15 protein-coding genes are annotated in these 19,588 nt (G+C 71.3%); 14 read left to right on the top strand and 1 reads right to left on the bottom strand.

Annotation, left to right across the window (positions count from 1 at the left end; all coding sequences use genetic code 11):
• The first annotated feature begins 44 nt into the window (after positions 1-44).
• Positions 45-2,489 (top strand): tetratricopeptide repeat protein, encoded by a 2,445-nt coding sequence (locus BQ7391_RS06850; RefSeq protein WP_129583922.1) that lies wholly within the window; start codon positions 45-47, stop codon positions 2,487-2,489.
• Here the strand turns inward: BQ7391_RS06850 and BQ7391_RS12170 are convergent.
• The gene (locus tag BQ7391_RS12170) at positions 2,486-3,115 is read right to left on the bottom strand and encodes a hypothetical protein (RefSeq protein ID WP_075279923.1); all 630 of its coding nucleotides are present in this window, start codon (positions 3,113-3,115) and stop codon (positions 2,486-2,488) included. The genes BQ7391_RS06850 and BQ7391_RS12170 overlap by 4 nt on opposite strands.
• 530 nt (positions 3,116-3,645) lie before the next feature.
• On the opposite strand from BQ7391_RS12170, the gene BQ7391_RS06860 reads away from it, so the two are divergent.
• From BQ7391_RS06860 to ftsZ, 13 genes are all read left to right on the top strand, one after another.
• On the top strand, positions 3,646-4,107 hold the full coding sequence (locus tag BQ7391_RS06860; protein ID WP_075279924.1) for a division/cell wall cluster transcriptional repressor MraZ: 462 nt from the start codon (positions 3,646-3,648) through the stop codon (positions 4,105-4,107).
• Positions 4,108-4,126: 19 nt separating this feature from the next.
• Positions 4,127-5,089, top strand: a complete 963-nt coding sequence (gene rsmH, locus BQ7391_RS06865; RefSeq protein WP_075279925.1) for a 16S rRNA (cytosine(1402)-N(4))-methyltransferase RsmH — start codon at positions 4,127-4,129, stop codon at positions 5,087-5,089.
• A 246-nt stretch (positions 5,090-5,335) separates the two neighbouring features.
• The gene (locus tag BQ7391_RS06870) at positions 5,336-5,854 is read left to right on the top strand and encodes a cell division protein FtsL (RefSeq protein WP_075279926.1); all 519 of its coding nucleotides are present in this window, start codon (positions 5,336-5,338) and stop codon (positions 5,852-5,854) included.
• Positions 5,855-5,865: 11 nt separating this feature from the next.
• The gene (locus BQ7391_RS06875) at positions 5,866-7,650 is read left to right on the top strand and encodes a peptidoglycan D,D-transpeptidase FtsI family protein (protein WP_075279927.1); all 1,785 of its coding nucleotides are present in this window, start codon (positions 5,866-5,868) and stop codon (positions 7,648-7,650) included.
• Positions 7,651-7,698: 48 nt separating this feature from the next.
• Entirely contained in the window at positions 7,699-9,138 is a 1,440-nt protein-coding gene (locus BQ7391_RS06880; protein WP_075279928.1) for a UDP-N-acetylmuramoyl-tripeptide--D-alanyl-D-alanine ligase, read from the top strand.
• The gene (gene mraY / locus BQ7391_RS06885; protein ID WP_075279929.1) at positions 9,135-10,166 is read left to right on the top strand and encodes a phospho-N-acetylmuramoyl-pentapeptide-transferase; all 1,032 of its coding nucleotides are present in this window, start codon (positions 9,135-9,137) and stop codon (positions 10,164-10,166) included. Before BQ7391_RS06880 ends, mraY begins: the two co-directional genes overlap by 4 nt.
• Positions 10,167-10,169: 3 nt before the next feature.
• Positions 10,170-11,615: a UDP-N-acetylmuramoyl-L-alanine--D-glutamate ligase gene (gene murD, locus BQ7391_RS06890; RefSeq protein ID WP_235858636.1), complete on the top strand. Its 1,446-nt coding sequence runs from the start codon at positions 10,170-10,172 to the stop codon at positions 11,613-11,615.
• 1 nt (position 11,616) lies between these two features.
• Entirely contained in the window at positions 11,617-13,095 is a 1,479-nt protein-coding gene (locus tag BQ7391_RS06895) for an FtsW/RodA/SpoVE family cell cycle protein (RefSeq protein WP_075279930.1), read from the top strand.
• Between the two features lie 8 nt (positions 13,096-13,103).
• Positions 13,104-14,231 carry a UDP-N-acetylglucosamine--N-acetylmuramyl-(pentapeptide) pyrophosphoryl-undecaprenol N-acetylglucosamine transferase gene (locus BQ7391_RS06900; RefSeq protein ID WP_075279931.1) on the top strand — a complete coding sequence of 376 codons (1,128 nt, stop codon included), beginning with the start codon at positions 13,104-13,106 and terminating at the stop codon, positions 14,229-14,231.
• Positions 14,232-14,572: 341 nt separating this feature from the next.
• Positions 14,573-15,985 carry a UDP-N-acetylmuramate--L-alanine ligase gene (murC, locus tag BQ7391_RS06905; protein ID WP_075279932.1) on the top strand — a complete coding sequence of 471 codons (1,413 nt, stop codon included), beginning with the start codon at positions 14,573-14,575 and terminating at the stop codon, positions 15,983-15,985.
• Entirely contained in the window at positions 15,982-16,896 is a 915-nt protein-coding gene (gene murB / locus BQ7391_RS06910) for a UDP-N-acetylmuramate dehydrogenase (protein WP_075279933.1), read from the top strand. Before murC ends, murB begins: the two co-directional genes overlap by 4 nt.
• 225 nt (positions 16,897-17,121) lie before the next feature.
• A complete protein-coding gene (locus tag BQ7391_RS06915) occupies positions 17,122-18,198 on the top strand; it encodes a cell division protein FtsQ/DivIB (protein ID WP_075279934.1) in 1,077 nt (358 codons plus the stop codon).
• 227 nt (positions 18,199-18,425) lie between these two features.
• Complete coding sequence (gene ftsZ / locus BQ7391_RS06920; RefSeq protein ID WP_200799591.1) at positions 18,426-19,553, top strand: cell division protein FtsZ; 1,128 nt, start codon at positions 18,426-18,428, stop codon at positions 19,551-19,553.
• The last annotated feature ends 35 nt before the right edge of the window (positions 19,554-19,588 follow it).

The raw sequence follows: 19,588 nt of genomic DNA on the forward strand, positions 1-19,588 counted from the left end.
TAGCATGATGCTCAGCTAAGCTCGGGGACGTGAGAGGTGGCGGTATGGGCCGCTCGAAAGATCGACCGATTCCAATGCTGGCGGGCGTGGTGCTGATCGCTGCCGGCGTGCTTTTCCTGGGGTACGCCTTCTTCCAGTACTCCTCCATCGCGAACGACCCATCCTATGCCGGGGTGGGCTGGCGCGACGCCTACGAGATGCGCGACACCGCACGGGGGATGCTCCTGGGCCTCTCGCTCGTCGTGCTGGGGATCTTGGTCGTGGCGCTGCGGCTGCGCGACCGCCTGCGGGCGCCGCGGGTGCCCCGGGAGGCCGAGAAGGGCGCGGCGGCCGCGTCTGCGTCGCACCCGGCTGCCGCGCCGACGAGACCCGATCCGAAGCCCGCTCCCGCCCCCGCGCCGAAGACCGCTCCCTCCCCGAAGCGCCCCGACGGCGGCGTCTCGCCGCTCGAGCAGGTGCTCCCGCGCTCGGATGACGCGCTCGCGACGCTGCGCTACTTCATCGTGGACGCCCCCGACCAGCTGCTCGGCGACCAGTGCGAGCTCGTGCGGCGCACGGGGCTGGCGGACTGGACGGGCGAGCCGCGGTGCGGCGCCCGCAGGCTCGCCCGCTGCGGCCGCTGGTGGCTCGTGCCCACGGGGGAGGGGCCGAAGCCGTCGGGCATGGACCGCATTTGGGCGATCGAGGCGGCGCTCAACCTCGGGCGGGACGCTGCCAGGCTGGCCGAGCCGCCCGCCACGCTGGACGAGCGGCTGCGCGTCCTTCTCGCCGGCGTCTCCCGCCTGGAGCCCGTCCGGCACCCGGGCAGCCGCTTTCTCGCCGACGCCACCGAGGGCGCCGACCCCGGGGGCGAGTGGGCCGCACGCGTGGCCTTTGCCGACGCCCTGGAGAACCTGCCGGTGCCGTTCCGCATGGTCGCGGACTTCAGGCTCAACGTCTCCGATGGGCTGCTCGGGGTGAGGGCGGCCGTGCCCCGGCCGGCAGCTTTCTCGTTCATGCCGGAGGCGGAGCGAATCCAGCTCGCCCGCGCCTATGCGTACGACCTCGCGCTGCTCGTCGCGCGGACGGCGTTTGCCGCCTCGCCGGCAATCCGTCGCGTGACCGTGAACTGTCATGAGGACGAGAGCGTGGACTGCGTCCTCTCCGCGGATTTCGAGCGCTCCTCGCTCGAGCGCGCGGCCGCCGCCCCGCGTGAGGGCGGCCTGCCCAATTCCTCCGCCGAGCTGCGCTACCGTCCCGCTGCGGACGGCTGGCTCGCCCCCGTCGCTCCGCTGACGTCATTCGTCGACCGTCATCTGCGCCCTGCCGAGCGGTATCGCCCGGTGGAGCTCTCCGACGAGCCCTGCCCCGAGGCAGTCGTGCGCGCCTGCGGCGCCCATCTGCGCTCCGAGCTCGGCATTGCGGAGAGCGTGGTTCGCTGGGACGCGTGGGAGCGCCTCGCGGACGACTTCGGCGGGCTCGGAGACACGACGGAGGGTGCGGTGGAGGCCCTCTCCGAGCTGCGCGCGTCCGCCTCGGACGCCTCGATCATCGAGGCCTGCGAGCGTACGACGCTCGCCCTGGTCTCGGGCGAGCTCGACGTGGAGGACGCCGACGGCCTCATCGAGTGCTTCGTTCACGGCTCGGCGCTCGAGCGCGCCGTGCGTCAGGCGGGGCCCCTCGTCTCTGCGGCTGGCGAGCCTGACCACGCGGAGCTCTCGAGGGTGGCGGGCCTGCTCGAGGACGCGCTGGCGCCCGTTGAGGCGCTCGACGCCTATCGCGACGACGAGCGGACGGTCCACCGCTACTTCCGCTCCGCTCCCGAGCGCGTGACCTACAACCTCGACTGCGCTGACGGTCGTGCCGTGCGCCTCGTCCCGGATGCCTATTTCCTCGCGCACCAGTACGCATCGGTCCTCGAGCGGAGGCTCGCGCTCCCCGGCAGCCTCGATCGCGCGCTCGCCCATGCCGAGCGCGCCGCGGAGCTCGCGCCGTGCACGGTCGAGGCGACGATTGCCCGCGCGGACTGCCTGGGCGACCTGGGGAGGGCCGACGAGGCGGTGCGCGCGGTGTCCGGCGCTGCGGCGCGCTGCTCGACCGTCGACGGCCTCTCCCTTTGCCTCTACCGCCTCGCCGCGCTGGTCTACGACCTCGGCATGGTGGAGGCGTCCGTCGCCTGCTACCGCCGCTGCATCGAGCTGGGCCGCGCGCAGGCCGAGCCCGCCCGCCGCGAGCTCGCCGTGCTTGTCGAGCACGAGCACGAGGCGCTGGCCGCGAGCCGCCTCGACCCGGCGACGCTCACGGGGAAGCGCCTCACGCGCGCTCTCGAGGGGGCCGGTCTGCCTGCGGGTGGCACGGGACCGCTCTCCGATCGCCTGCGGGCGGCAGCGGCGGCGTGCACGGATGCCGGGATCTTCTCGGTGGCCCGTCCGCTGCTCCAGGCGTACCTGCAGGCGGCCGACCGGCGTGACGACGCGCTCGCCGACGTGCTTGCGTCGCTGAGCGCCTAGGCTCCCGCCGAGACGGCCTCGTCCCAGCTCTCGCGGCTGTAGGAGAGCTCCTCGACGGGCAGCGCGGCGCGCGCGACCTCCGCGCCCGTCTCGGCGTCCACGAGGGCGACCTCGACCGCCCAGTCGCCCTGCCAGTCGGACTCCGGGTCGAGAATCTGCAGGAAGCCGCAGGCGGCGACGAGCCGGTAGAGGTCGGCGTCCGCGCGCTCGGCGAAGGAGGGGCGCGCGGTGACGGTCACGGCTTCGTGCCCCTCCGCCACCTCGACGGAGGCGACGTCGTCGCCTGCCCCCAGCGAGTCGAGGCTCTTGTCGAGCTCGTCCTCCCACATGGCGCGCAGCTGTCCGTACCAGTGGTCGGTGACGTAGAGCTCGAGCGAGCCGTCATCAAGGACGCTCGTGCCAATCCCCCCGTCGGAGTAGTCGGCGTAGCCCAGCGCCGCCTCGTCGGCCGTGTTGCCGGTGAACGCGAGGTAGGAGGCCGGGACGGTGATGCGCAGCTGCACTGGCTGCGTCTGCGCGCCGGGATCCGGGCTCTGCCTGGGCCCCGGCTTGCCCCCGGCGCAGCCGGCGAGCGAGGCGATCCCCCCTGCGGACAGGGCGAGAAGCGTGCGGCGGGTGATGGACATGGGGCAGCTCCCTGGGTTTGTCCGACAGGTGGCGGATTGATGAGAATCTAAACAAAAGTATATCCCCTGGACACCCCTCATCCCTCCAGCATGCCCTCGCGCACGGTTCTAGCCGTGGGGGAGGACGTCTCTTTGCTTCGGGGCGTGATCGGAGGGATCGCGCAGAGGCGCGCGGGAGACGGCGGCCGACGGCATGGGACGGCGCCCCACCGGCGTGGGATGGTCCCACACCGCCGACGAGCTGCGCTTTTGGCATGAAGAGCATCTTGGAGGGCCTCTGAGCTGCGCCTTCACGGCACCCACACACTATGTTTCCCCCAAAGGCGAACAGGCGACGGGTCGCTTGTGGTCGAAGGGGCCTGGCCGCACCACATCTTGGGCTCTGCGGTGTCGGCACAGGCCGTTCACGAGCTGGATTCAACCAGAGGTGTGTCGCATCGTGTTTTCTAGTGTCGCAAAGTGGGGTGAATGGCGTATAGTGTTCCCACGCTCCGTTCGGGGCAGGCTTCTCGTCTTGAAGGGAGGGTGACATGCTCGCCGGGTCGTATCCGATGTCCGTGGATGCCAAGGCACGCGTCACCCTGCCGGCCGTCTTCCGCAAGCAGCTCGTGGATGGCGACAAGAAGACGATATACCTGCTTCCGATGAAGGAGTGCGTGAACGGCTTCACCCCTGCGGGCCTCGAGCAGTTCATAGACGGGCTCTTCATCGAGCGCGGCGAGAACCGCTTCGATCCCCGCAGCCGCAGGGACGTTCAGCTCAAGACCAGGCTCTGGGCGAGCGCGGTGGAGGTCGACATCGACTCCGCAGGCCGCGTCGCCCTCGGCAAGCTTGACGGTACCAAGCCCGGTACGCGCGAGCGGCTCGGTCTCACGGCTGACGTCACGGTCGTGGGCGCCGGGGACCACTTCGAGGTGTGGAACACCGAGCAGTGGAACGCGACGCAGGAGAGCTTCGAGGACGAGCTCGACGCGCTCCTCTATCACGACTAGGCGAAGGGGGGTGAGGGTCTTGACAGGAGAATATCGGCACGTACCCGTGATGCTTGACGAGGTCCTCGCCGAGCTCGACCCGCGGCCGGGAGAGGTGGTCTGCGACTGCACCCTCGGCGGGGCCGGGCACTCGGTGGAGCTTGCGAGGCGCGTCGCCCCCGACGGCCTGTCCCTGGGAATCGACCAGGACGACATGGCCCTGACGGCGGCGTCCGAGCGCCTCTCCCGCGAGGTCCCGGAGGCGAGCGTGCGCCTTCTCAGGGGCAACTTCGGAGACCTTGACGACCTGCTCGTCGAGGCCGAGGTCCCCGGGGTGGACTGCTTCCTCTTCGACCTCGGCGTCTCGTCGCCGCAGCTCGACATCCCGGAGAGGGGCTTCTCGTACCACGAGGACGCCCCGCTCGACATGCGCATGAATTCGGGGAACCACACCCTAACCGCAGCCGAGGTCGTGAACACCTACAACGAAGCTGACCTCACCCGAATCCTTCGCGTCTACGGTGACGAGCGCTTTGCGTCGCGTATCGCCCGCCGCATCGTCGAGCGCCGCTCCAAGGCGCCCGTCGAGACGACCCTCCAGCTCGTGGAGATCGTCAAGGAGGCGATACCGGCCGCGGCGCGCAGGCACGGCGGCCACCCCGCGCGCAAGACCTTCCAGGCCCTGCGCATCGAGGTGAACCACGAGCTCGACGTCCTCGACCGCGGCCTCAGGGCGGCGGTCCGCTGGGCGAACCCGGGTGGCAGGATCTGCGTCATCTCCTACCACTCGCTCGAGGACCGCATCGTGAAGCACGTCTTCTCCGAGCTCTCCCAGGGGTGCACCTGCCCGCCGGACCTCCCGGTGTGCGTGTGCGGTCACGTGCCGATAGTCGACGTCAGGACGAGGAGGCCCCTCGTCGCCTCGGACGAGGAGGTCGCGGCCAACCCACGGTCGCGCAGCGCCCTCATGCGCGTGGCGGTCAAGCTCGACGTCACCGACTGAGGGCCCCAGAGCGGCGTAGCCGGCGCGAGCCGTCTACCGAGAGACGCACCACAACCGCATCAGAACGCAGCTCAAACGCACCACCTTCGAACCATCAACGAACTATCAACTCACTATCAATGAACACTTAAGGTCGCTCAACCAACTCTCGAGGAAATAGTCTCAATCAACCCTCAAGTTCCCAGCGTACCTGCCATCTATGTAGTCATCGCGGCAAGAGCCGCTCACGTCACGAGAAGGACGACGATGAGGTACCAGGGATCTGTGGCATACGACATGGGAGCCGAGCCCAGGAGGCGCGAGCGGGTCTCGCAGGAGCCGCGCCGCTCCTTCGAGGTCGTCCCCGGCGGCGGCCTCGACGCGCGCGCCCGCCGCGGCGTGAGCCCCCAGTTCGTCGCCCGCGTCCGCGCCGCCCTCGCCGTCGCCGCGCTCGTGATCGCGCTCGGCCTCGTCCGCGTGGTGCTCTCGTCCGCGACGGTCTCGCTCCTCGAGCAGAACACCGCCCTCGCGGAGGAGATCGAGACGGCGCAGGCGCTCTCGACCGACCTCAGGATCGAGCGCTCCGTCCTCTCGAGCAACGCGCGCATCAGCCGCATCGCGACCCAGAACTACGGCATGGTGCTCCCCTCGGAGCGCCTCACGGTCGACCTCGACGCCACGGCCTCCTCCCAGGGCGACGCCACCGACGAGGGCGGGCAGGCCGCCTCTGATGGGGAAGCTGCGCAGCCGGCCGATGCCACGGGCGGGAACGCCGCCGTGGATTAGACTGTCTTGACGTGAGAGACAGGGATCGACAGAGCCGCCGCAGGCGGAGGAACCACCCGGAGGCCTCGTATGACGAGGCCTCTCGTGCGCGATATCGCGTGAGGGCGTCGCGCCCGGGCGGCTCGGGCTCGGGCGGAGGCTCGCACGGCTTCGTCGTCGTGCGGCGCACGCTCATGGTCCTGTTCGCCGCGGTGGCGGCGCGCCTCGCCTTCCTCCAGGTGTTCGGCGCGGGAGAGTATGCCGCGCGCGCCGAGAGCCAGCGCACCAACCGCATCACGCTCCACGCGCGCCGCGGGACCATCTACGACCGCAACGGCAACGTCCTCGCCATGAGCGAGGAGTGCAGCACCGTCTACGCCAACCCCGAGGAGGTGTCCGACCCCTCGGGGGTGGCGGCCGCGCTCGTCAGTCACCTCGGCGGCGAGAAGCAGGACTACATGAAGCTGCTCACCCAGGACACCACCTTCGTCTATCTGCAGCGCCAGGTCGACCAGGAGACCGCCGACGCCCTCAAGGCCGAGCTCTCCGAGAAGGACCTCGCGGGCGTCTACTACCTCGCCGACACCAAGCGCGTCTACCCCTACGGCAACGTGGGCGCGCAGGTGCTCGGCTACGTGGGCGTGGACGGCAAGGGCCTCTCGGGCATCGAGCAGCAGTACGACGACATCCTCACGGGCACCGACGGGGAGATGCTCGTCGAGACCGGCCTCTACGGCACCCCCATCGCGGGCGGCGCCTCCCAGGTGACCGAGGCCGAGGACGGGACCGACCTCGTGCTCGCGATCGACATCGACCTCCAGCAGGCGTGCGAGGAGATCATCGCGAAGGGGGTCTCGGACTACTCCGCCGAGTCGGGGTCGGTCATGGTGTGCGACCCGCGCACGGGCGAGGTGCTCGCCGCCTGCTCGACGCCGCTTCCCGACTTCTCCGACCTCACCGACTCCTCCTCGCTCAACCTCAAGCTCGTCTCGAGCTCCTTCGAGCCCGGCTCGGTCTTCAAGGTCATTACGACCGCCATCGGCATCGACGACGGGCTCTTCTCGACGGACACCGTCTACTCGGTCCCGCCCTCCTACACCGTGGGCTCCGACACGGTGCGCGATGACGACCTGCGCGACTACGAGATGGAGATGGACGTGCGCGAGATGATGCGCCGCTCGTCCAACACCGCGATGGCCCTTCTCGCCGAGGAGGTCATCGGCGCCAAGGCCTTCTCCGAGGGGGTCGACCGCTGGGGGATCGGCCACAAGACGGGGATCGACTTTCCCGGCGAGGCCGAGGGCATCGTGAAGACGCTCGAGGAGTACGACGGCTCCACGCTCGGCTCCATGGCCTTCGGGCAGGGCGTGGCCGTCCCGCTCGTGCAGATCGTGCGGGCGTACGGCGCCGTCGCCAACGGGGGCGTTCCGTGCACCCCGCACTTCCTCGTGGAGCGGGGGGACGAGGAGGTGGAGTGGCCCGAGGGCGAGGCAGTATGCTCCGCCGAGACCGCCGCCGCCGAGACGGACCTGCTCCTTACGGTGGTGCGGGAGGGCACCGCCGAGAACGCGCAGATCGAGGGGTATGACATCGCGGCCAAGACGGGCACCGGCGAGCAGGCGGGGGAGTCGGGCGGCTACGAGGAGGGCAAGTTCGTGGCGTCCCTGTGCGGCTTCGTCAACGCGGCGGACCCCGAGGCGCTCGTCTACGTGGGCCTGAACGGCCTGCCCTACCTCGCGGCAGAGACCTCCGCCCACGTCTTTCGCGACGTGATGGAGCAGACCGTCCAGATCATGGGAATCGTTCCGGTCTCGTAGAATGGGTGACGGGGGAGAGGCCCCCGAACGTACGCAAGGGAGTGCACGATGCTACGCATGACCGTCTCCGACATCGCCCGGGCGACCGGCGCCGCCGTCCTTCTCGAGGGCGCGCGCGACGTCGCGGGCGAGGTCGTCGTCGACTCGCGCGAGGCGAGGGAGGGGGGCCTCTTCGTCGCCTTCTCCGGAGAGCGCGCCGACGGCAACGCCTACCTCGCCTCAGCCGCCCGCGCGGGCTCCGCCGCGGTCGTGGCGACCGCCGAGCCCCCGGCCGAGGCGCTCGAGGCGGCCCGCGCTGCGGGCTGTGCCGTCCTGCGCGCCGAGGGGGACGACGGCGAGGAGTTCCTCCTGCGCCTGGCCGGCGCCTGGCGCGACCTCCACCCCGGTTGGCTTGTTCTGGCCGTCACGGGCTCGGTGGGGAAGACCACCACGAAGGAGATGGTCGCCGCCGGCGCCGCCGCGCAGCGCCGCACCCACGCCACGCGCGGCAACCTCAACAGCCTCATCGGCCTGCCGCTCACCGTCCTGGCCGCGCCGGAGGACGCCGAGGTCGTGGTCCTGGAGCTCGGCATGAACCACCCGCATGAGATCGACCGGCTCGCGGCCGCGTGCCGCCCCGCGCTCGCCGCGATCACCAACGTGGGGACGAGCCACATCGGCATCCTCGGTAGCCGCGAGAACATCGCCCGCGCCAAGGCCGAGGTCGTCTCCGGCATGCGCGCCCACGACGGCGTCGGCCCCGCGCTCGCCCTTGCGAGCTCGGGCGACTTCACGCCCTTCATCGCCGACGGCTTCGCCCGTCCCGCGGGAGTCGACGTCGTGACCGTGGGGTCGGGCGAGAAGGACCTCGTGCGCGCCTCGCTCGTCTCGACTGACGAGTCGGGTCGCGCCCGCTTCACCGTGACGTGCGCCGACGGCTGGTCCCGGACGGTCGCGCTGTCCCTGCCGGGCGCCAAGCTCGTCGACGACTTCCTGCTCGCGCTCGCGCTCCTGTGGCGCGCCGGCCTCGACCGCGACGTCGCGGTGGAGGCCATCTGTCGCATGGAGCCCACGAGCATGCGCCTCGACGTCGTCCGCGCCCCCTCGGGCGCGCGCGTGATCGACGACTCCTACAACGCTGCGCCCGCCTCGATGGCCTCCTCGCTCGACGTGCTCGCCAGCATGGCGTGCGAGGGCCGGCGCATCGCCGTGCTCGGCGAGATGGGCGAGCTCGGTGACGAGGCGGCGCGCCTCCACGGCTACGTGGGCGCCTACGCCGCCGCCAGGGGGGTCGACGTGCTCGTGCTCGTCGGGGGCGAGCTCGCCGACGAGATGGCCGAGGCCGCCCGCACGATGGGCCTCTCCGAGGACGCCGTGGAGCGCCTCGCCACGGTCGAGGACGCCGTCCGCGTCATCGGCCCCGTCCTTGCCGAGGGCGACCTCGTGCTCGTGAAGGCGAGCCGCGCCGCCGGCCTCGACAACTTCGTGAAAGGGGTGCTTGCCTCGTGATCGGGAATCCCTCATATCCCACCTACCAGGTCTTTCTCGCCATCGGCATCGCGGCGCTCGTGACCTGCGCGCTCATGCCGCTCTTCATCCGCCTCATGCGCCACGAGGGGGTCGGCCAGCAGATCCGCGCCGACGGCCCGCAGCGCCACCTCGTGAAGCAGGGCACCCCCACGATGGGTGGCATCATCATCCTCGTGGGCGTGCTCGCCGCCTGCGGGCTCGTCGCGCAGTGGACCCCGGCGCTCGTGCTCGCCGTCGTGGTGACGCTGGTCACGGGCTCGCTCGGCCTGCTTGACGACATCGAGTCGGTCGCCCACGGCCGCTCGCTCGGGCTCACGCCGTCCCAGAAGATGGTCGGCCTCGTCCTCATCTCGGTGGCGTTCTGCCTCGTGGCGGTCAACGTCTGCGGCGTCGCCCCCGAGATCCGCTTCCCGGGCGGGCTCTCGCTCGACCTCGGCGTGCTCTCCACCACCTTCCCCGTGGGCGGCGCCGAGGTGACGGTGCCCTGGCTGTACCTCGTCTTCGTCTTCCTGCTCATGGCGGGCCTCTCCAACGCCGTCAACCTCACGGACGGCCTCGACGGGCTCGCCGGCGGCTGCACGATGGTGGTCATGCTCTTCATGGCGATGGTCGCGTACCGCTACAACGAGCTCGACCTCGCTATCTTCGCCGGCTCCATCGCGGGCGCCTGCGTGGGCTTCCTCTGGCACAACTGCTACCCCGCCTCGATCTTCATGGGGGACACGGGCTCGCTCGCCCTCGGCGCCGCGCTCGCGTCGCTCGCGGTCCTCACCAAGACGGAGGTCACCTCGCTCATTATGGGCGGCCTGTTCGTCTGCGAGGCGCTCTCCGTCATGATCCAGGTCACGAGCTTCAAGCTCACCGGCCGTCGGGTCTTCCTGATGACGCCGATCCACCACCACTTCGAGCAGATGGGGTGGGCTGAGAACAAGGTCGTCATCCGCTTCTGGATCGTCTCCGCGGCCTTCGCCGCGCTCGGCTTCGCCCTGTACTTCCAGCTCGGCTAGGGGATGAGTGAGCTCATGGGTCCCACCACTCAGTCACATCTCGGCGACGTCGCCGTGCTCGGCCTCGGCCGCACCGGCGAGGCGGCCGCCCGCTACCTCGCCTCGCTCGTCCCGGGCCGCGTGCGCTCGGTGACGCTGTTCGGCGGTGCCGCGTCCGAGGAGGGCGAGCGCACCCGCGCGCTCGAGGCCGAGGGCGTGCGATGCGTCCTCGGGACCGAGGAGGTCTCCGGTCGCTACGACCTCGTCGTGGCGTCCCCGGGCATCCCCGTCGACTCCGCCTTCTTCCGCTCCGCGGCCGCGTGCGCGGCCGAGGTCGTGGGCGAGCCCGAGCTCGCCTGGCGCGAGAGCCCCGAGCGGTGGGTCGCCATCACGGGCACCAACGGCAAGACGACCACGACCTCGCTCGCGACGCACCTGCTTGGCGAGGCCGGCCTGCCTGCGGAGGCGGTGGGAAACATCGGCACCCCGCCGACCGAGGCGGTGCCCGCGCGTCCGGAGGGCGGGTGGTTCGTCGCCGAGCTCTCGAGCTTCCAGCTCGCCACGACGCGCCTCCTGCACCCGCGCGTCGCCGTGCTGCTCAACGTCACGCCCGACCACCTCGAGTGGCACCACACGATGGAGGCCTACGCCGCAGCGAAGGAGCGCGCCTTCGCCAACCTCGGCGCGGGCGACCTCGCGGTGGTCTCCGTCGACGACGGGCCCTGTCGGGCCGTCGCGTCGCGCTGCGAGGCGCGCGGCCTGCGCGTCTGCCGGCTCTCCGTGCACGGGGAGCCCGCCGGCCCCTGCGCCGCCTTCCTGCGCGGCGGCGAGCTCGTGGTGCGCCTCGACGGCGTCGAGCGCGCGCTCTGCCGGGCGGCGGACCTCAGGATCGTCGGCCTGCACAACGCCGAGAACGCTCTGGCCGCCTCGGCCGTCGCGCTCGAGCTCGGCGTCTTAGCCGAGGACGTGGCCCGCGGCCTCAGGTCCTTCTCGCCGATCGAGCACCGGCTCGAGCCCGCGGGCACCGTGGCCGGCGTGAGCTACGTCAACGACTCCAAGGCCACCAACACCGACGCCGTCGAGAAGGCGCTCACGGGGTTCGCCCCCGGCTCGGTGGTGCTGCTGCTCGGCGGCCATGACAAGATGACCGACCTCGCCTCGCTCGCCGCCGCGGTGCGCGCGCGGTGCCGCGCGGCCGTCTGCTACGGCGAGGCGGGCCCCAGGATCGCCGCCGCCCTCGAGGCCGCCGGGGCCGGCGAGAAGGACGCCGAGAAGGACGGGGCGCCCCTGGAGGTCGTCCGCGCCCCGCACCTGCGCGAGGCCTTCGCCGAGGCCGCCCGGCTCGCCCGCCCGGGCGATGTCGTGCTGCTCTCGCCCGCGTGCTCGTCGTTCGACGAGTTCTCCAACATGGCCGAGCGCGGCCGCCTGTTCAAGGCGCTCGTCGCCGAGCTCGCCGAGAGGGGGGCCTAGCGTGGCCGGCACGGCGCGGGCCGCATCGGCGCCGCGCGGCACGACGGCCCGCCGGACGTCGGGGCGGGACGGCTTTTTCGGAGTCCCCGAGCGCTTCATGCGCCCCCGGGTGGTCTTCATCGCCGTCACGGCCGTGATCGTGGCCTTCGGCCTGCTCATGGTCTACTCCGCCTCCTCGGTCACGGCGCTCGCCGACTTCGGGGACGCGGCCTACTACCTCAAGCGCCAGCTGCTCTTCGCGGCGGTGGGGGTGGCCGTCGCGGTGTTTCTCGCCTGGAGCGACTACCACCTCTGGAGCGACCGGCTCATCAACCTCATCTGGGTCGTGACGGTGGGGCTGCTCCTGCTCGTCTTCATCACGGCGGGAGACGCCTACGGCGCCACGCGCTGGATCGCCGTCGGGGGCTTCCAGCTTCAGCCCTCGGAGTTCGCCAAGATCACGATCGTCCTCGTCGCGGCGAGCCTCGCGCAGCGCTACTTCGAGGAGGGCACGATCGACTGGTGGACCTTCGTGAAGCTCATGGCCATCGGCGTGGGCGTGCCGGTCGTGCTCATCGTCCTGCAGCCCGACAAGGGCTCCACGATGGTGCTCGGCATCACCATCGTCACGATGGGCTACCTCGCGGGCGTCCCCAAGCGGATCCTCGCCGCCTTTCTCGTCCTGGGCGTCCTGGGCTTTCTGGGGCTCTCGCTGAAAGACGACTACTCGCGACAGCGCCTGCTCACGATGCTCAACCCCGAGTCCGACCCCTACGGGGCCGGCTACCAGCTCCTCCAGGGCTTCTATGCCTTCGGGTCGGGCGGCCTGTTCGGCGTGGGGATAGGCTTCTCCAAGCAGAAGTACTCCTACCTCCCCATGGCGCACAACGACTTCATCTTCGCCGTCATCGGCGAGGAGTGCGGGCTCGTCGGCACGCTCGGCCTGCTCGCGGGCTTCGCGCTCTTCGCGTGGGCGGGGTTCAGGATCGCGCTGCATGCGCCCGACCTCGCCGGCAGGCTCATCGCGGCGGGCTGCACCACGCTCGTCGTGATCCAGATGCTGCTCAACGTCGCGGGCGTCATCGGCATCTTCCCGCTCTCGGGAAAGCCCATCCCCTTCGTCTCGTACGGCGGCTCGTCGGTCATCGCGAGCCTCATGCTCGCGGGCATGGTCGTCTCGGTCTCCGTGCACTCGCGCCTGCCCGAGACCGCCCACGACGGGGCGCGCCGCTCGCTCAGGGTGACGGAGGGCGACGCCGCCGACGCGGGCCTCTCGCTCGTGGGGGAGCCGCTCCCGCGCTCGGCCCGGGGCGTCGACGCCGGGCGCGCGCCGCGGCTCACGGTCATGGACGGGGGCGCGCGGGGCCGCGCCGCCGGGCGCGGGCGTGGTCGCCCGGCGGGCAGGGTGACGACCGACGCGCGCGGCAGGAGAAGGGTCGACCTCGGTCCCGACGCGGCGGAGCGCCTTCGCGGCCGCCGCGGACCGAGGGGGAGACGATAGGAGGAGACATGTCCGAACGCGCCCTCGAGGTCGCCATCGCCGCAGGCGGGACGGCCGGGCACATCAACCCGGCGCTCGCGCTCGCCGAGGAGCTGCGCGACCGCGGACACCACGTGAGGTTCTTCGGGCAGCAGGCCAAGCTCGAGGGGCGGCTCGTGCCCGAGGCGGGCTTCGAGCTCGTGCCGGTGGTGGTGAGCGGGTTCGACCGCTCCCGCCCCTGGACGCTCGCGAGCTCGCTCTACCGCATGAGGCGCGCCCAGTCGCAGATCGCGCGGCGCTTCTCGGAGGGGGGAGCGCCCGACGTGGCGGTGGGGTTCGGCGCCTACGTGGAGATGGCCCTGCTCAACTGCTGCCACCGCATGGGCGTCCCCTACGTGCTGCACGAGCAGAACTCCGTGCCCGGGCTCGCCAACAAGGCGCTCGCCCCGCACGCGGCGAGCGTGTGCATCTCGGTGCCCGCCGCGCGCGCGGCCTTCGAGCGCGAGGGGAGGCGCGCGCCCGCGGTGGTGCTCACCGGCAACCCCGTGCGCAGGAGCGTGGTCTTTGCGAGCCGCGAGGAGGGGCGCGCCGCCTTTGGGGTGGGGCCCGGCGAGACGATGCTGCTCGTCTTCGGCGGCTCGCTCGGGGCGGCGCACATCAACGAGGGCGTCTGCCGCCTCAAGCGGGAGCTCCTCTCGCGCGACGGGCTCGTCGTCGTGCACTCCACGGGGGCCGACGGCTTCGACGAGACGGTCTCGGCCCTCGCGCTCACGCCCGAGGAGCAGCTGCGCTGGCGCGTGATGCCCTACATCTCCAACATGGGGCAGGCGCTCGCGGCGGCCGACCTCGTGCTCTCCCGCGCCGGGGCCTCCTCGATAGCCGAGATAGCGGCGCTCGCCGTGCCGAGCCTGCTCGTGCCCTACCCGCACGCCACGGCCGACCACCAGACCACCAACGCCCGCTTCCTCACGGACGCCGGCGCCGCCGTCCTTCTCGCCGACGCGCGCATCGACGAGCCCGTCTTCGCCGAGGAGCTCCTCGGCCTCGTTGACGACCCCGCCCGCCGCGACGCCATGAGGGCCGCCGCCCGCGGCCTCGGGCAGGCCCGCGCCGCCGCCGCGCTTGCCGACCAGGTGGAGGCCGCCGCCCGCGCATGATGCCGCCCGCGCCCCGCGCGACGGGCCCGCGGAGCCGCCGCGCGGGGCCGTCGCGACAGTCCGGCCCCAGGAGGCGTCGCCAAACCCCCGCAGATCCGCCGCGCGGGGGCTTGGCGACAGCCCGCCCCCTGCCGCGAGGCGTCGCGAATCCCCGTGGCCTCGCCCGTCCGTCCCGGCGAGGCGAGAAGGACGGGCGATGAGGGCCGGCGAGAAGGACGGGCGCCGCCGCGCCCCGCAGACGGAGTGAAGAGTGGCGTACGCCGGTCGTTGAGGGCCGCCCATCGGCTACAGTAGAGGGCTGTAGAGGACACGACCTTTCCATGAGCACGGAGGGTTTTCTGATGGCAGAGATCGAGAACGTCACGAGCGCCCACTTCATCGGGATCGGGGGCGCCGGAATGAGCGGCATCGCGCTCGTGCTGCACGAGCGCGGCTGCCGCGTCACCGGCAGCGACCTCAAGAGCTCCCACTACGTGCGCGAGCTCGACGCCGCCGGCATCGACGTGCGCGTCGGGCACGCGGCGGCGACCATCGACGAGGTCGCGCCGCAGGTCGTGGTCACCTCGACGGCCATCCCCGACACCAACCCCGAGGTCATGCGCGCCCACGAGCTGGGCATCCCCATCTGGCCGCGCGCCAAGATGCTCTCCTGGCTCTCCGGCACCCAGCGCACCGTCGCCGTCGCCGGCACGCATGGCAAGACGACCACCTCCTCGATGGTCGCCACGATGCTCGACAAGATGGGGCTCGACCCGTCGTTTCTCATCGGGGGCGTCGTGGAGGGCTATGACACCAACGGCCGCAACGGCGCGGGCGAGCACTTCGTGTGCGAGGCGGACGAGTCCGACGGCTCCTTCCTCTACCTCAACCCCAGCGTCGTGGTGGTCACCAACATCGAGGCGGACCACCTCGACCACTACGGCACCCTCGAGAACCTCGAGCAGACCTTCTGCACCTTCATGGGCCTCGTGGGGGAGGAGGGGACGGTCGTGGTGAACGGCGACGTCGCGCACGTCGTCGAGCTCGCCCGCTCGACCGGCCGCCGCGTGGTGACCTACGGCTTCGACCCATCGTGCGACTTCGTGTGCGTGCCCGGCGAGGCGCGCCACCGCCTGGAGAGCACCTTCTCGGTTCGGCTGCCCTCCGGCGACGAGGTCGCGGTGACCATCAGCGCGAACCCCGGCAGGCACAACATGGCCAACGCCACCGCCGCGATCGCCGTGGCCTCGGTCCTCTCGCTCGACGAGCGCGAGGCGGCCGCCGCGCTCTCCCAGTTCAAGGGCGCGCGCCGTCGCTTCACGCACGTGGGCGACGTCGCCGGCGTGACCGTCGTGGACGACTACGGCCACCATCCCACCGAGGTGGCGGCCACCCTCTCCGCCGCCGCGGACCTGCCGTTCGAGCGCATCGTCTGCGTCTTCCAGCCGCACCGCTACTCGCGCACCCAGAACCTCGCCGAGGAGTTCGGCTCCGCCTTCGACCACGCCGACGTCCTGCGCGTCATGGACGTCTTCTCCGCCGGGGAGATGCCCATCCCCGGCGTCTCCGGCAAGACGATCGTCTCCTCGGTGCAGCGCAACGGCCACGTCGGCGACGTGGCGTACGTGCCCAACCGCCGCCAGCTCGTGGAGGACCTCTGCGAGCTCGTCCGCCCCGGCGACCTGCTCGTCACCCAGGGCGCGGGCGACGTCACCACGCTCGGCCCCGCCTTCATCGAGGCCATGCGCGAGCGAGAGGGCGGTCGCGCCTCGTGAGCGTCTTCAACGCGTACATGACCCTCTCGGGCGCGATCGACGCCGACGTCCTGCGCGACGAGCGCCTCTCGCGCCACACCACCTATCGCATCGGCGGGCCGGCGGCGCTGTTCGTCGCCGCGCACAGCTACGCCGCCCTCGCGCGGACGGTGGCGGTCCTCGCCGCCGAGCACGTCGACTGGGTCATCATCGGGAAGGGCTCCAACCTGCTCGTGTCCGACCGGGGCTACGACGGCTGCGTCATCACGCTCGACGACGAGTTCTCCCGCATCGCCATCGGTGACGACGGCTCCGTCACCGTGGGTGCCGGAGCGGCGCTCTCCAAGGTGGTCAACGAGGCCCTCAAGGCGGGCCTCTCCGGCCTCGAGTTCTGCGTGGGCATCCCCGGCACCGCGGGCGGCGCCATCTCCATGGACGCCGGGACGCGCCACGAGTGGATCGGGCGGCGCGTCCGCGACCTCGTGGTCCTGCGCCCGGGGGAGGGCCTGCACCGCTACCAGGGGTCCGACGTCGAGTGGGGCTACCGCTCGACCTCGATCCCCACCTCCGAGATCATCCTCGAGGCGACGCTCGCGCTCGAGCCCGGCTCGCGCGCCGAGATCACCGCCGACATGGAGGAGCGCCTGCGCCGCCGTCGCGAGGCCCAGCCGCTCGGCGCCCCGAGCTGCGGCTCGGTCTTCCGAAACCCGCCCGAGCGCTCGGCGGGCATCCTCGTTGAGTCGTGCGGCCTCAAGGGGGCCTCCTGCGGTGGCGCGCAGATCTCGCCCGAGCACGCCAACTTCATCGTGAACCGCGGGGGCGCCACGGCGGCCGACGTCATCGCGCTCATCGGCCGCGCGCACGACGAGGTGCTCGCCCGCTATGGGGTGGACCTCGCGTGCGAGGTCAAGCTCCTCGGCTTCGGGGCATAAGGGCGAAGATGGCAAGGAACCCCGGCATGCGGCCGACGCCGCGTCAGAAGTCCCCCCTCTCGTCGTCCTCCCCCCGCGCGGCCGCATGCCGGGGTTCCTTGCCATCTTCGCCCTTATGCCCCGAAGCGGGCCAGAGTTTATTAGGAGACCCCCCCCAAGGCGTCCCGGAGGGAGGCGTCCCCCGCGGGCTCCCCCCGCCCCGCCTTCCTCGACCGCGCCGTCGCCATGACGCGCCAGGCAGGCTCGGGCTCGCCAAGCGCGGCGTCCGGGCGCGAGCGGCGCCAGCGCCACCAGCGCGGGCAGGCCCTGCGCGTCGTTCTCATGGTCGCGGGCGGCCTCGTCGCGCTCGCCCTCGTGGGCCTCGTCGCGCTCTTCATCCTCAGGGACTCCCCGGTCTTCCTCATCGAGTCGGTCGAGGCCGAGCCGACCGAGCACGTCACCCAGACCGACATCCAGAACCTCGTCAGCGTCCCCGTGGGCTCGACCCTGCTCAACGTCGACACCGACGCCGTGGAGGCCGCCCTCAAGAAGGACCCCTGGGTCGCCGACGTGACCTTCGAGCGGGTCTTCCCCCACACCCTGCGGATCGAGATCGTCGAGCAGCAGGTCGAGGCGCTCGTGGTCATGAACACCGGCTCGATCGCCTGGTACCTCGGCGACGCTGACATCTGGATCCAGCCCACCAAGATCGAGGCCTCCGAGGGCCAGTCCGTGAACGACGCGGCGCTCGCGCAGGCGCTCGCCGACGGCTGCCTGCTCATCACCGACGTCCCGGCGACGGTCTCCCCGGTCGCGGGCTCCGTCGCCACCGACGAGGTCCTCGACGCGGTCGCGGCCTTCAGGCGGGGCTTCTCGGAGGAGTTCCTCTCCCAGGTGGTGAGCTTCTCGGCCGCCTCGACGGACAGCATCACCTGCACCCTCAGGAACGGCGTCGAGATCTTGCTGGGGTCGCCGACCGACATCGCGGCGAAGGAGACCGTCATCACCCAGACGCTCGAGCAGCACCCCGGCGCGGTCACCTACATCAACGTCCGCGTGGTCACGGACCCCGCCGTGAGGCCGACCGTGCGCCTCGTGGACTCCGAGAACGTCGAGGCGGGCGACGGCGTCTCCGCGTCGGGCGCCGACGAGGGGCAGGCCGCGACCGACTCCTCGCAGGGGTCGAGCGACGCCTCGCAGGGAGACGCCTCGCAGGGGGCGGACTCGGGCGGGGAGGGGTCCCAGGGCGCGGGCGACGGCTCCTCGGACGGCGGCGGGGACGCCGAGGGTTCCGCCGACGCGACGGCCGAGGGCGACGCCTGACCCTTCGCTGAAAAGTCTCAAGGGTGAGCGGCGGGCCCGCTACCTGCGAACTCCATGATTTCACCAAACTGTTTGACGCGAGACCCTCAAGTGTGTCAATATACGTCGCTTTCGCTAAAGCGTCGACGTTAACCTGAGCTTTAGGGTTTCTGCCAGCGCCGAGGCGACCGGCAGGAAGAAAAATCGAAAGCAGAACGCAGCACGAAAGGCCCTTCGAGGAGGACACGATGATCAAGGACACCGACACCCTCAACAACTACCTCGCCGTGATCAAGGTCGTGGGCGTGGGCGGCGGCGGTACCAACGCCGTGAACCGCATGATCGAGGAGGGCATTCGCGGTGTCGAGTTCGTCGCCGTGAACACCGACGCGCAGGCGCTCGCCATCTCCGACGCCGACATCAAGGTCCACATTGGCACCGACATCACCAAGGGCCTCGGCGCCGGCGCCAACCCCGAGGTCGGCAAGGAGGCGGCCGAGGACTCCCGCGACGAGATCAAAGCCGCGCTCGCCGGCTCCGACATGGTCTTCATCACCGCCGGAGAGGGCGGCGGCACCGGCACGGGCGCGGCGCCCGTCGTGGCCGACATCGCCAAGAACGACGTGGGCGCGCTCACGGTCGGCGTCGTCACCAAGCCCTTCACCTTCGAGGGCCGCAAGCGCTACAACTCCGCCGTCGAGGGCATCCGCAACCTCTCCGAGAACGTCGACACGCTCATCGTGATCCCCAACGACCGCCTGCTCGACCTCTCCGAGAAGAAGACCACTATGCTCGAGGCCTTCCGCATGGCCGACGACGTCCTGTGCCAGGGCACCCAGGGCATCACCGACCTCATCACGGTCCCCGGCCTCATCAACCTCGACTTCGCGGACGTCTGCACCATCATGAGGGGCTCCGGCACCGCCATGATGGGCATCGGCACCGCCTCCGGCGACAATCGCGCCACCGACGCGGCCGAGGAGGCCATCTCCAGCCGCCTGCTCGAGAGCTCCATCGACGGCGCTACGCGCGTCCTTCTCTCCATCGCCGGCAACAAGGACCTCGGCATCCAGGAGATCAACGACGCCGCCGACCTCGTCGCCAAGAACGTCGACCCGGAGGCCACGATCATCTTCGGCACCGTCGTCGACGAGTCCCTCGGGGACCAGGTGCGCGTGACCGTCATCGCCACGGGCTTCAGCGACTCCAACGTCCAGCAGACCCTCCCCACGATGACCGTCTCCCGCCCGTCCTCGCGCGAGCGCCAGGCCGCCCCGGCCCCCGCTCCCGCGCCGGCGAGCCGCCCGTCGTCCTCCTCGTCCAACAACGACAAGGAGTTCGACATCCCCGACTTCCTGAAGCGCAGCCGCATCTAGCGATGCCCTCCCTCGAGAGACATCGCTCGGGCGAC

This window comes from Thermophilibacter provencensis, from assembly GCF_900128445.1.
Lineage (GTDB): Bacteria > Actinomycetota > Coriobacteriia > Coriobacteriales > Atopobiaceae > Thermophilibacter > Thermophilibacter provencensis.